The sequence below is a fragment of the Polaribacter sp. AHE13PA genome, assembly GCF_019278505.1.
Classification (GTDB): domain Bacteria; phylum Bacteroidota; class Bacteroidia; order Flavobacteriales; family Flavobacteriaceae; genus Polaribacter.
This window is the reverse complement of the sequence record NZ_CP058985.1, coordinates 3,518,373-3,533,212: the sequence shown is the minus strand read 5'-3', so window position 1 is coordinate 3,533,212 and position 14,840 is coordinate 3,518,373. Positions and strand designations below refer to the sequence as shown.

The window sequence follows — 14,840 nt, the reverse complement described above, 5'->3', positions numbered from 1 at the left end:
ACTTATAGACTTAGTTACTAATTATTTTTAATGATATGCTTGATGTATGTATTTCGCATATTTTTCTTGTTGTTTTCTATCTCCAGTTTTGTAGAATTTTACGGCATCATTAGAGCGCATAAAAAAGTGATTGATATCTATAATTGATAAAATTCCGCTTCTAAATAAATCGTCTCTTACTGGGCCTTTTACGCCTGCTAGTAAAAAAGTAATCCCTTTCTTTTTATAGTATTTAATACGCTCTTTTAGCATTTCTACTCCTGTACTATCTACTCTGTTTATGCTTTCTGCATCTAAAACTATCAATTTTAAAGCATCTCCTTTTCTATATGCCATTTCATCTAATTTGTCTCTAAAATAGCTAGAATTTGCGTAAAATATTTGTGCATCAAATCTAAAAATTAAGACATCGTCTTCAATAATAACTTCTTCAAAACGACTTCTATTTCTGTAAAAATTAGAGTTGGGTACTTTCCCTAATTCCGCCACATAAGGTCTAGAGGTTCTATAAATTAACACTATTAAAGACAACCCTACGCCAACAATAATACCAAATTCGATTCCTAATAATAACGTAGCAATAAACGTAGCTAACATTAACCAAAAGTCTAAATGATTTGCTTTCCACAGAAAAGCAGCTTCTTTAAAATTTACCAAATTAAAAACGGCCACAATAATAATTGCCGCTAAAACTGTTTTTGGTAGGTGATAAAATAAAGGCGTTAAAAATAAGAGTGTAAAAACAACCATTACAACAGAAATTAAAGCAGCCATACCTGTTCTTGCTCCACTTTCTTGATTAATTGCAGAACGAGAAAAACTTGATGTAGTTGGATATGCTTTAAACAGCGACCCCACCATATTACTAATTCCTAAAGCTATTAATTCTTGATTGGGTCTTATTCTATATTCATCTTGTTTTGCTTCTAACGATTTTCCTATAGAAATGGTTTCTAAATAGCCAACCATTACCAACGTAAATGCAATTGGTAATAACTCTCTTATTAAGTCAATATCAAACTCTGGAATTCCGAAAATTGGCAACCCAGAAGGAATATCTTTTACAATGGAAACACCAACTATAGAGCTTCCAAAAAACTTTAAAATTAGAATGCCTAAAATAACTACAATTAAAGCACTTGGTATTTTTTTATTGATTTTTCTGAGGATGATAATAATCACGACAGAAATTAATCCGATAATAGTTGTTGGGTGATTAAAATTGTTAATTCTACCAAAAACATCTACTACAACATACTGTAATTGATCACTTTGCACAAAATCTACTCCAAATAAATTCCGAAATTGATTGAACCCAATAATTAACGCTACCGCGGATGTAAAACCAGTAATAACGGGCTTTGATAGAAAGTTTACAATAAACCCCAAACTAAAAACACCCATTAAAAATTGGATTGCCCCAACCATTAAAGCTAACAAAACAGCTATTGCAATGTAACTCTCAGAACCTGCCAAAGCTAGGGTAGATACTCCTGTTGCCACAATTAAAGAATCCATTGCTACAGGACCAATGGCAACTTGCCTTGATGATCCAAAAATAGCATACATAACTTGGGGTACCAAAGCACAATACAAACCGTAAATTGGTGGTAAACCTGCAATTAAAGCATATGCAATTCCTTGCGGAATTAAAATAATACCAACAGTTATACCAGCCAATAAATCTCCCTTAAAAAGAGATGTATTGTAGTTTGGTAACCATTCTAAAATTGGTATTATCTTTTTTATATTCATTAGCCCTACTAACCTTCCAAAAGGGAAGGAATTCTTATTTTTTTTCTCTTTTCTCTAAATATTAAAACAATTCCCCTTGACTTTTTCCTTTAACTCTTCCTAAATGTGTATATGCTAATTCGGTTACTTCTCTTCCTCTTGGAGTTCTCATGATAAAACCTTGCTGAATTAAAAAAGGTTCGTACACTTCTTCAATAGTTTCTGTATTCTCTGAAACTGCTGTTGCAATGGTGCTTAAGCCAACTGGTCCTCCTTTAAACTTATCGATAATGGTCATTAGAATCTTATTATCCATTTCATCTAAACCGTGTGCATCTACATTTAATGCTTTTAATGCATATTTTGCAATTTCTATGGTAATACTTCCATCTCCTTTGATTTGTGCAAAATCTCTAACTCTTCTTAATAAAGCATTTGCAATTCTTGGTGTTCCTCTACTTCTACCTGCAATTTCTATTGCAGATTCCATAGAAATAGGAACTCCTAAAATGTGTGAACTTCTTTGAATAATTGTGGTTAACAATTCTGTTTTATAATAATGTAATCTACTGCTTATTCCAAAACGAGCTCTCATTGGCGCGGTTAACAAACCAGATCTGGTTGTTGCTCCAATTAATGTAAAAGGTTCTAAATTTATTTGAACTGTTCTGGCATTTGGGCCAGATTCTATCATAATATCAATTTTATAATCTTCCATTGCAGAGTATAAATACTCTTCTACAATAGGACTTAATCTATGAATTTCATCTATAAATAAAACATCACGTTCATCTAGGTTTGTTAATAAACCCGCCAAATCTCCAGGCTTGTCTAAAACAGGACCAGAAGTAACTTTTATCCCTACTTCTAATTCATTTGCTAAAATATGTGCTAAAGTTGTTTTCCCTAAACCTGGAGGTCCGTGAAAAAGTGTATGATCTAAAGCTTCTCCTCTTTGATTTGCTGCTTCCACAAATATTTTTAGGTTATCTATGGCTTGATCTTGTCCTGTAAAATCATCAAAAGAAAGTGGACGTAATTTTTTTTCTACGTCTAAATCTTCATTAGATAAGTTGTCGTTTTCAGGATTTAAGTTTTCATTCATAACCACAAATATAATTGATTTTAAAGTACAGTTTTGTAAGATTTGTTACATAACAAAAAAACCTTTCTTATTCAGAAAGATTTTTTATAATACAGTGTCTATTTTTTATTATTATTTAAAAATTTTACGTGTAAATGTTCCTTTGTTCGTTTTTACATTAACAATATAAATTGAGCTTGATAAATTACCAACTTCTAAGTCTATTTTTTCATCTACAACATTTGGGTTCCATGTTTTAATTTGCTGACCTAACACATTAAATAGTTCTACATTTTCTATAAAAAGATTGGTATTGTTAAGTATTGATATTGCATTCGAATTGTCATCCAAATAAACTCTTAAACTAAAATCTAAAACCTCATCAGAAACAGATAACACATTAGCTTCATTAAAGGTGATAAAAAAACGATCCTTATAAGTTCCTTTAGCCAACTCTAATTCCACCATCTCATCTTCTTTTAATTCTCTAGTTATATTCTCTAATGCATCAAATAAATAAATTTTACGGTCAATATTTTCTAATTCATCTATTCTTATAAAAAGAGGTTCATCAGAATCAACAAGAATTGTAAGTGGCACTTTTAAAACATCATTTATGCTCTCGACTCCTGCAATAGCTAATTTCTTATGATCCATTTCATCAAAATCCCAATAGACATCAGACGACTGAACATCTATCATTACACTTTCATAACCATAATCAAAACCATAAGAATGATTTTCATTAAATGAAATACCTATTTGCCTATGAAGCTTTAGATAGTCTTTATTTGTAAAATCTAACCCTAATTTTAAAATAGGAAGCGAACTATTAGTTGTTTTCTTCTCTTCTGTTTTAAAGAAATGAGGTTCAGTTACCTGATAACTTCTTTGCTTGTTATTAAAATTGATAGTTCCTCCATCTGTATCTGAAAAAACAAAAAATCCTTGACCTACAGCAATGTATCTTGTTGGGGTAGTATATGTATAAGAATCTGTCAATCCGTTTGTACCAACAACACTTGTAGCAGCTGTTGCCATAGAAAAAGTTAATTGTGCATAACCACCTTCATAACCCGCTTTTATGTGCCCTTGATCTGTTGCTTCCCCAGAATGTTCCCAAAAATAAAGCGTCCCATCAATAGTGTCTTCATTATTTAATATAAATGCTTTTCCATCTAAAGTACCTGCATATGGGTTTCCTAAAAGACTATTGGTATCTGCAGATAAGTTAAATGAAATATCTCCATCTAATGGACTTCCAGAAAATGTAAAATATTGTGCATTAGCACCTGTACCTTTCATAATATATCCTAACCCCTTAGATAAGTAACCCGTTTCTTTTAATTGCACCCAATCGTTATTTCCTGTACTGTTAAAGTAAGCCCAAATCCAATAACTAGCTATTTGTATAGGACTCGCAACAGCCCCGTCGTAACCACCAACAAAATTAATATCTGTAATTGTTGAACTAGCAGTAAGCTCACCTCCAGCATCTTTCATAATTTCTGAAACTCTATACGTATTTCCGCCAATAAACTCTACCACTGGTGATGACCAATAATTATACCTGAACACATTAGGAACCTCGCTTTTTTGATCTATTAATAGTTTTCCATTGCCGGTTACATTACGATTACCATCGTGTACTTGAACAAACTGTCCAGTACCTAAAATTCTAATCTGTGCATTTACATTAATATTCGTGTTGTTTAAAACAATTAACGCATTATCACTAACACTTAACACATTACTACCTTGCACATCTAATATTCTTGCATTTAAATTACCTGTAGAATGCGTATACGTTTCTCTAACAATTACACTTCTAGACTTATCTGGAAAACCATTACTCCATGCAGCTCCTGTACGAATAGTTGGACTTATTCTATGTAAACCTAAACCACAATTTGTTTCATTAATTGGTGTTTTTACTTCTGATAAAAGCGGCGCACTTGCATGTCTTACAATTGTAGGAATTGGTTTTGTATCTCCAACAACTTCTATTGAATCATCTACAAAAGAAAGCCATTCTGCCACAGTAAAAGTGGTATTTGCTTTTGTTATTTCATCGATACGAACCAAAGATGTTGTGTTACTAATATTCTTAACAACATCATACCTATTTTCCCAAGCAGAGGCATTTATGGTTTTCGACAAAATTAAAGTATCGTCTCCACCTGCAAAATCCGTAATATTTGCGTCTGTTAATTCGGTAGGACTATTTATAAAAGTAACTCCCGAAAGTGATGCAACAGATTTTATAACAACAGAGCTACCTGCAGGTATACTTGCTATTGTTAAATCCGCCGTAGGCAAAACACCATCTGCAGAAGCAATACCTAAATCTTTAAATAAAACTAAACGAACATCCGTAACTGCTGTAGTACCAATATTTGTTAATTCTATTGCGTTACCTGACGCCGTTTGATAAACTTGACTAATAATTACAGGCAGCAAACTACAACTTGAATCTTGTACTAAATCATCTTGACTACTTCCTAATAATTGACCATTACTAGTTGCTACAACAGGAATACCTTTTTCATCTACATCTCCTTTTAATCGATTGTTACCATCTACATCTGCAAAAGTAAAAGTAGCACCACCTTCTAAAGCATCCGGACAACCATCTCCATCTGCATCCACATCAAATTGATCTATAATTCCGTCTAAATCGAGATCATATCGATCATCTATATCATCTGAATTAGAGTCTACGAAACCACTAAGACTTGGATCTTTGTAATCTATAATTCCGTTTTTATTTGTATCTGCAATTGGGTTTCCGCTATATGCATTTTCTGCAGTATCTAAAACACCATCGTTATCGTCATCTAAGTCAATAATATCAATAACTCCATCTAAATCAGTATCAGTAATATCACAAGCTAAAACACTTCCATTTTGGCTATCACCAATATCTTGTCCTGCTCCAGCACCAGTTTCTGTTAAAGTTGGTATTCCTTGTGCATTTACTGTTCCGATAATTACAAAACTAGCATCTAAATCCGTTTGCTTAACAGTACCTGTTGCTTCTAAAGCATCCGGACAACCGTCTCCATCACTATCTAAATCTAAATAATTAGCAATTCCGTCTCCATCAAAATCTCCAGTTCCTTCAATAGTATCTAAAATACCATCATTATCATCATCTAAATCATCCGTATCTTTTACACCATCACAATCATTGTCTTCACCGGCTTCAGATATTGTTTGTGTATTATTACTTGGATCACTATCTGGTTGAAACACCCCCGTTGCTGTAGTTGTAAAACTGATAGGAAATGAAGCCGTACTTACAGAAGTATTAACCGTTAACGTAACACTTTCTCCTACTGATAAATTATCAATAGTCCAGGTATTATTCGTATTATTAAAACTTGCTGATAAAGGAGAAACACCTGATTCAGAAAAAACTGCGGAGTTACTTGTTGCTGTCATACCAACTGGAATTGTAAAATCTACCTCAAAATCTTTTGATAATTCGGTAGCAGATAAATTAGTTATCGTTGTTGTAAAAGTAGCCGTAGTAGGCGCACAAAAATCATCTGCAGAAATCATTAAATTTGATACTTCTAAATCTGTTGCTGGTAGCAATATTTTTATCGCATCAGAATTATATGCCGTAAAAGCTATATCTGTATTACCAGATGTAGTGTGTACAAAATTAGTTATCTGGTTAAAATTACTCGTTGTTATGCCAAAATCACTTAAATTGATAGATAGAACTCTTAAATCTCTATAGGTATCTATGCCAAATGTACTTTTAACCAAACCTGTAGAAGGGTTGATTCTATAAATAGTCCAATCTGTTCCTCCAACAACAGCAACATTTCCAAAGGAAACGTTTATTTCTGTACCTACTATATTCCCTGCACTGTCTATAAATTTAAACTTATCGGTATTACCAGGAGACCCTGTTTGGGTAACAATAATGTCTGGCAATGCATCGTTTATACTTACTGCTTGATTTATTACAATGGCATCGTATATGATTACTTGACTTTTTATATTAAAAAAATTGGTAGCTAATTCTAAACCACTACTACCATCTCTAACAAAAAATGAAGGAACAATAGGGCTAAACGTTTTTATATAATCTGTTGCACTATTATTTTGAGAAACTCCCCCCCAATTAGTTCCAATACCAATTAATTCTTCCGATTTATAATCAATAGAAGCAGGCATTGGAAATGAGACAAAACTTCCGCTTGTAAATGTTATATTATTTGCTGTTAAAATTGCATCATTAACACCAGTAGAATACGTATCACCATCTACACTAAACCCTAATAAATTATTAGAATCATCATAAGTAACTTGTGTAGCCGTTGTAGAAGTATAAAAACCTCCATTATCACCATAAACAGCGGCTACAGCATGTTGCGCACTCGAAGAAAAAGAAGTGCTTAATAAAACAAAGAAAAAAAGATAGAGATAAAAAAAATTACTGAAATTTAGACGTATGGAGAGGTGATTTTTCAATTATGTATATTTTAATAAAATTAATTTCTTGATAAATATAAATCTTAGAACACGACAACATTGTATCTATTTTACCCGAAAAGACAACAATATTAATCATCCATTGATGATTGCCAATTACAAAAGTAACCAATAAAAAAAACCTCTCCAAGTAGGAGAGGTTTTTCATAATCTTTTAACATTCTTACTTTACTTCTAGAACATTATTCTCTAAATTAATATCAGCCATTAATCCGCTTTTATCAATAGTAACAGATTTTACAGCTTTAGAAACTGTAAAAGAATATGTTGGCATTGCCCAACCCCAATCTTTTAAAATGGTTGCTATTGTTGGCTTAGTACCTCTCATCATTTCTAATGGAATGTTAAAACTTTCTGATGTCCCATCAACATAAGTTACATCAACATCCATTGGCATTGGCATTTGCCCAATTCTCTCTAAAGTAATTGTTTTCTCATCAACAGATTTTACACCATAATCTATGGTATGTGTAGTTTCTGTCCATTCATTTAAATACCAACCTAAATCCAATCCAGCAGTTTTTTCCATAGATCGTTTAATATCATTTGGTGTTGGATGTTTAAAACTGAAATCGTTAAAATATTTCTTTAATCCGTTTGCTACATTCTCTTTACCAATAACATATTCTAATTGACTTAAGAAAATATTTCCTTTAGAATAACTTGCAGTACTGTACGCCCAATTTGTATGATATCTGTCTGCATGTGTAGATAACGATTCTTCATACCCTTTTGTAACAATAGATCTATAACCTCGGTAAGAACCTGCATGTGGGTTTTCTTTACCTTCACCTAAAATTAGATTTTCTGCTTTATTAGAAATATAAGAAGTAAAACCTTCATCCATCCAAGGATGTAAACTTTCGTTTGATGCTAATAAGAACTGAAACCAAGTGTGTGCCATTTCGTGCGCTGTAACACCAAAAAGACTACCGAATTTACGTTTTCCTGTAATTAAAGTAGACATTGCATACTCCATTCCACCATCTCCACCTTGTATTACAGAGTATTGTTTATATGGATATTGACCAACTTGCTCACTAAAATACGTCATTAATTCAGCCGTTTTAGGCTGTAAATCTTTCCAGTTTTTTAAATATTCTGCTTCTAATGTTTTCTTGTATAAAAAATGCAAATCGATTCCATTTTCCATTTTTAAAACATCGTGAATATATTCTGGATCTGCTGCCCACATAAAATCATGCACATTTGGTGCTTTAAAATTCCATGATAATTTATCGCCTTTAGGCAAGTTCAATTCTTTTGAATCATCTTGATAACCATGACCAATTTCTTGTGGATTTTGTAAATAACCAGTACCACCAACCGTATAATCTTTATCAATATGAATGGTTACATCAAAATTTCCCCAAACACCTTGAAACTCTCTTGCAATATATGGTGGCGTGTGCCAACCTTGAAAATCGTATTCTGCTAATTTAGGATACCATTGAGACATAGATAATGCAACTCCTTCTGCACTATTTCTTCCAGAACGACGAATTTGCACAGGAACCTGAGCATCAAAATCCATTTCTAAAGTAACCGTTTCTCCAGATTTAATTGGCTTATTTAGTTGAACTTCTAAAATAGTCCCCACAGTTTCATGAGAAACTGCTACGCCGTTTTGTTTTAAAGAACCAACTTTAATATACCCAATTTCATTTGGCTGTAATTTGCTAATTCTATCTCTAACTCTTCTGTCTGGATCTTTAATGTTTAACGATCTCACATCCATTTGAGAACCAGGTTGAAACGCATTAAAGTATAAGTGATAAAATACTTTATCTAGATCGTCGGGAGAATTGTTTGTATAAACTAACGTCTGCTTTCCTTTGTATTGATAGTTGTTTACATCTACATCAACATCCATTGTATAGTCTACATGTTGCTGCCAATAAGTTTCTTTAGCCACATATGTTGTATCTTTTATAACCTTACAAGAGGTTAACATTATTAGTGACAATCCTAAAAAATAAATTTTTCTCATATTTATATTAATTAATGTTCAAAAAAAAAGCAGCATTTTTAAAATGCTGCTTTTTAAGTTTAATAAATTATTTTTTTCCGTTTACCATTCTGTCTGCCATTTGTAATGCATTGTAAGCATTAACAACTCTACCTGTAACTGATAAATCTGCAAAAGGAACTAACTCTCCTTTAGGATTTTCTCTAGACTGAGATCCTGGTTTAATTACCTCTAAATCTATTTTTACACCAGAATTCATTAAAATATGCTTTACCTGACTTGCTGTTAATTTAGGATAATAAGAACGTACTAAAGCAGCTACTCCTACTGCAGAAGGTGCAGCCATAGATGTTCCACTAAAGTGTTTATATTCATTTTCTGGAGTTGTAGAATAAATTTGAACTCCAGGAGCAAAAATATCTACATTTTTTTTACCATAATTAGAAAAATTAGCTGGTAGGTTTTCATTATAACTAGAGCTCATTGCTCCAATTGTTAATACGTTATCTGAAACCTCTGTTATTAAATCTTTAGAATCGTTTGGGTACGTTCTTTCTACATCAATATCCTTACCATCGTTTCCTGCTGCATTTATAATTAATACATCGTGCTTTGCTGCATATTGAATTGCTTCATACACCCATTCTTTATGAGGTGAGTATCCTTTACCAAAACTAGTGTTAATTACTTTTGCGCCATTATCTACTGCATAACGTAAACCTAAAGCAACATCTTTATCATACTCATCTCCATCTGGTACAGAACGTACAGCCATAATTTTTACATTATCTGCTACACCATTAACTCCTTTTCCATTATTTCTAGATGCTCCAATAATTCCAGAAACATGAGTACCATGTGCTTCACTTTTAGTTGAAACCCCTGGATTTCCATTTCCATAACCTGGAGAGTCATTAATATCTTCTGGGTTATCTCCTATTCTATAATTAGTATATTCGTTATTTAATAAAGCAATCGATTTGTCTAATTCTTTTTTAATTTCTTCTTGCGCTTGGCTTAAAGAAGGCAAACCAAAACCAAACATTTGTTTTGCAATTGCAATGCTCTGTAATAAAGAAGGATCTTCGGTTGTAATTGCCGCAACTTCTATAGCACTATAATCGTCTTTACCAAAGTGTCTAGCTAAATTTTCATCTGCTCCTTTAACACCGCTTAACATTTGCTCAAATCTAGTTTTTGTCTTTTCAGCATTCCCAACTTTAATGTCGTGCGCTGCCTGAATCTCTGCAACAATTTCTGGACTTTCTAAAGAAGGATTGTGTAAAATTCTAGCTGACTCCAAGTTTTCTTTATAAGCATCGCCTAAAAAGTTCCAACCATTAATATCATCTACATAACCATTTTTATCATCATCAATTCCGTTACCAGCAACTTCTTTTTCATTTACCCAAGCCACATCTTTTAAATCTTCATGACCCAAATCTGTTCCAGAATCTACAACACCTACTACAACCGTTACACTTTTTTTACCTTGTAAAAAATCATACGCCTTGTCTACAGACATTCCAGGAATAGAATCTTTTACCAAATCTAAATGTCCCCAAGTATTTTTTTGTGCTTCTGTTAATGGTGCTTTTTTAGCTACTGCTATTATTGCTACATCAGAACCATTTGGAACTGGAAGGTTAGAAATTGATTTACAACCTGTAAAAACAAGTCCAGCAAAAGCTGTATATAAAATTGGTTTTAAAACTCTCATAATATTAATTAAATATATCTATAAATTTGTGTGTGTTCTTTAATCTAACTCCTTTTTCTGTATGCTGAACAGTACAAAGTTCATTATAAGCATCATGTTCTAAAAAAAGGTAATATTCTTTATCTGCTGCTTGGTTTAAGAAAGCTGCTTTTTCTTTTAAAGTTAACAAAGGTCTTGTATCATATCCCATAACATAAGCCAAAGGAATGTGCCCAATTGTAGGTAATAAATCTGCTACAAAAACAATTGTTTTGCCTTGATAAGATAGCATTGGTAGCATTTGTTTTTCTGTATGACCATCCATAAAAAGGACATCGAAACCTATTTGGTCTTTATAATTACTATGTATAAAATTTAATTGTCCGCTTTCTTTAATAGGATTGATATTTTCTTTAAAGAAAGAAGCCTTTTCTCTTGGGTTTGGCTCGGTTGCCCATTTCCAATGTTTATCATTAGACCAGAATTTGGCATTTTTAAAAGCTGGTTGTAAAATGGTTCTTTGTGCATTCCACTCTATAGCACCTCCACAATGATCAAAATGTAAATGTGTTAAAAAAACATCTGTAATATCATCTCTATGAAAACCATGTTTTGCTAAAGAAGAATCCAAAGAAAAATCTCCAAAAAGGTAATAATAACTATAAAATTTATTTGATTGTTTTGCTCCTAACCCTGTATCTACTAAAATTAAACGATCTCCATCTTCTATAAGCATACTTCTCATGCTCATATCTATCAAGTTATTAGCGTCTGCAGGGTTCGTTTTTTGCCAAATAGTTTTTGGCACAACACCAAACATTGCACCTCCGTCTAATTTAAAATTTCCAGTTTCTATAGGGTATATTTTCATTCTGTATAGATTAAAATCATAAAAAAAATTGACTATAAAAATAATCAATTAGAATTCAATATATTCATAATACTTCTTAAAAGTATACAGAAAGCAAAGATGAAGAAAATAAGATAGTTTTTTGTTAAGAAAGTCTAAAGATTACACTAAAACAATTTAAAAATGATTGCCCAATAAATTCTAATTATTTTTTCTGAATCGAAAAAGGAAAACTAACACATTTTGAGTGAAATTAGGCCTATTTAGAGGTCCTATTAAAATCCATTTCACTTAGAAACTTAGCCACTCTAATAATTACAAACACCAAAGCAATCAATCCCAAAATAACAAACAATAATTGATTGTCTAAGAATGACGAGGGAATTTCCCCATTAATTGGAGTAGAGATTTGTAACATCATAATAAGGAGTTCGGTTTAGTTATATCAAAAATCTATAAAATTAAGCGCATACCTCTTGTTCTTCGATAAAAAACCCTTTTCTTACGTTGACATGCACTTAATCTACTTTAAGTAAATTATTCCTTTACTGTTATTTGCTGATGAATTTCATTTCCAAAATTATCCGTAGCCGAAATAAGATAGTTTCCAGTATTTAAATCCACTCCAAACTCATGCAGTTCTTTTGTGCTCCCTAAATATTTACTATCAACATACCAATATAAAACAGCTTCATTGTTGGCATGAGCTACTTTTAAAACAAGTTCATTCTTCTTTCCATCGAAATTCTTTGGTAAAAAAATGGTGCTTTTTTCCGTTGGATAAATAAATTTCATCGCGTTTTTTGCCGCACCTAAACAATCATTTCTAAATTTTGGTAGCGGTTTATAAAACGGGTTTTTATCCTTGTAATAATATTCCATTAAAGGAGGCAACACAAACCAAGATTTTTGTTTGATGTTTTCTAGTTGTTCACAAGAAGTATTTACCTGATAATTTTCTGAAGCATCTACATTTACCAAAACATGAAACGGACAAGGTGCTGTTTTTAAACCTGCATTTTGTACAAATTCTAATGATGTTTCTTCACAATTTTGAGTTGCTCTATAACCACTTTGTGCACAAATTTCGATTTCAGTCATTTCATCAAAAGGCTTCTCAAACCATGCTGAATTTGGTAATTTATCAAAAACATCAAATAAAATAGGCGCTGCAGCTTGCACACCAACCAAACCTGGTCTTCCTTCTCCATCTGCATTCCCAACCCAAACTCCTACTACATAATCTTTAGTGGTCCCTATTGCCCAAGCATCTCTAAAACCAAAACTTGTACCTGTTTTCCAAGCAATTTGTTTAGAAGCATCAAAAAACTCCCAATTTTGATCTGCATTGGGTCTATTTACATCTTTTAAACTCTCAAAAGTGAGATAAATAGAAGCGGCATCAAAAATCATTTTTTCTGATGATTTTTCTCCAAAATCTATTTTATGATCCGCATAAAAAGTAGGTTCACAAAATTCGTTTTTAAAATACCTACTAGAGTTTTCTGAATAATGATTTACTGTAGATGCCATGGAAGCATAACTTTTGCATAAATCCCACAAATTACTTTCTGCACCACCCAAAGCCAGTGTTAGTCCATAATAATTAGGATCTTTTTTTAAATCTCTCAGTTTTAATTTTTGTAAATAATCATGAAATTTCTCCAACCCAAAACTTTGCAACATTCTAACGATGGGCACATTTAAAGATCTAGACAGTGCTAACTTTGCAGAAATTGCTCCAGCATATTTTTTATCAAAATTTTCTGGATGATAACTTCCAAAGTTTGTAGGCACATCTGCAACCAACATATTTGGCAACAAATCTCCACTATCTAACATGGCTGTATATAAAAATGGTTTTAAAATACTTCCGGTACTTCTAGGTTTGTCTATAACATCTACATCTTTCTGATTATTTTTAGTCGTTTTAGAGTTGCCAACATAGGTTAAAACTTGCCTAGTATTCACATCTAAAACCAAAACAGAAATATTAAATATCTCATTGTTTTTTAATTGATTATAATGATTATTTACAATTAAATTTGTTTGATTCTGCAACTTTTTATTTATGGTCGTTTTTACAAACTTTCCTTTATTTTTTTTATTGATTTTCTGTAATAAATGTGGTGTAATTTGAGGAAGTGGATACGGTTTTTGTGGTAATTCTTCTAAAACTGATAATTCATACGTTATCGAGTCAATGATATTCTTATTCAGTAACTTTTTTAACAATCTATTTCTTTTCACCAACAATCTATGTTGATTTCTCCCTGGATAAATCAAATTTGGAGCATTGGGTAAAACAGCTAAAGTGGCAGATTCTGCCCAAGATAAATCGGATGCTTGTCTATTATAATAGCGCCAAGAAGCAGCATCTAAGCCTACAACATTTCCTCCGAAAGGCGCATTAGAACTCCAATAAGTAATAATCTTTTCTTTGGATGCTCTAAACTCTAAACGTGTTGCTAAAATTAATTCCTTTACTTTTTCAAAATAAGTTCTAGGTCTGTTATCTCTACTCAAACGAATAACTTGTTGTGTAATGGTACTTCCACCTCTTTTTACACTTCCTGCTTGTAAATTTTGTTTTAAGGCTTTAAAAATGGAAACGGGATTAAACCCAGGATGCATATAAAAATGTTCGTCTTCAAACTGAATTAAACAGGTTTTAAATTTCTCTGGAACGGAGTCTTTATGAGGAAAACGCCATTGTCCGTCTTCTGCAATTAATGCCCCCAATAACTCATTATTATTACTTGTAATTACAGTTGATGTTGGCTTGGTAAACAACTGACTTGGCAAACAAAACACATAAAAAATAAGCAGAACAACAATAAATATTGTTTTCTTTTTATGACGTTTTATGTAGTTTGTTATTTTCAATTTTTTGCTTATTTATTTCTTTTAAGGTTTAATTATCATTTCGAAATGAGACTTTTTCAGGCGATTGAGAAATCTCATATTTATATTCTTCTCATTATGAGATTTCTCC

At 32.2% G+C, this 14,840-nt stretch carries 8 protein-coding genes; all 8 read right to left on the bottom strand.

Translation table 11 applies throughout. The features are described 5' to 3' along the window. Positions 1-27 precede the first annotated feature (27 nt). The 8 genes from H0I28_RS15105 to pbpC all read right to left on the bottom strand — a co-directional run bounded on the left by H0I28_RS15105 (position 28) and on the right by pbpC (position 14,731). The gene (locus H0I28_RS15105) at positions 28-1,755 is read right to left on the bottom strand and encodes a SulP family inorganic anion transporter (protein WP_218759611.1); all 1,728 of its coding nucleotides are present in this window, start codon (positions 1,753-1,755) and stop codon (positions 28-30) included. A gap of 61 nt (positions 1,756-1,816) precedes the next feature. Then, positions 1,817-2,839, bottom strand: a complete 1,023-nt coding sequence (gene ruvB, locus H0I28_RS15100) for a Holliday junction branch migration DNA helicase RuvB (RefSeq protein WP_218732259.1) — start codon at positions 2,837-2,839, stop codon at positions 1,817-1,819. Between the two features lie 111 nt (positions 2,840-2,950). After that, positions 2,951-7,306, bottom strand: coding sequence for a T9SS type A sorting domain-containing protein (locus tag H0I28_RS15095; protein WP_218759610.1), 4,356 nt, complete (start codon positions 7,304-7,306; stop codon positions 2,951-2,953). 184 nt (positions 7,307-7,490) lie between these two features. Beyond that, the gene (locus H0I28_RS15090) at positions 7,491-9,281 is read right to left on the bottom strand and encodes a M1 family metallopeptidase (RefSeq protein ID WP_254712886.1); all 1,791 of its coding nucleotides are present in this window, start codon (positions 9,279-9,281) and stop codon (positions 7,491-7,493) included. A gap of 103 nt (positions 9,282-9,384) precedes the next feature. Next, a complete protein-coding gene (locus tag H0I28_RS15085; protein WP_218732256.1) occupies positions 9,385-11,016 on the bottom strand; it encodes a S8 family peptidase in 1,632 nt (543 codons plus the stop codon). Positions 11,017-11,020: 4 nt separating this feature from the next. Further along, entirely contained in the window at positions 11,021-11,866 is an 846-nt protein-coding gene (locus H0I28_RS15080; RefSeq protein WP_218759608.1) for an MBL fold metallo-hydrolase, read from the bottom strand. A gap of 238 nt (positions 11,867-12,104) precedes the next feature. After that, positions 12,105-12,266: a hypothetical protein gene (locus tag H0I28_RS15075; protein ID WP_218754993.1), complete on the bottom strand. Its 162-nt coding sequence runs from the start codon at positions 12,264-12,266 to the stop codon at positions 12,105-12,107. 116 nt (positions 12,267-12,382) lie between these two features. Further along, the gene (gene pbpC / locus H0I28_RS15070; RefSeq protein ID WP_254712789.1) at positions 12,383-14,731 is read right to left on the bottom strand and encodes a penicillin-binding protein 1C; all 2,349 of its coding nucleotides are present in this window, start codon (positions 14,729-14,731) and stop codon (positions 12,383-12,385) included. Positions 14,732-14,840 lie beyond the last annotated feature (109 nt).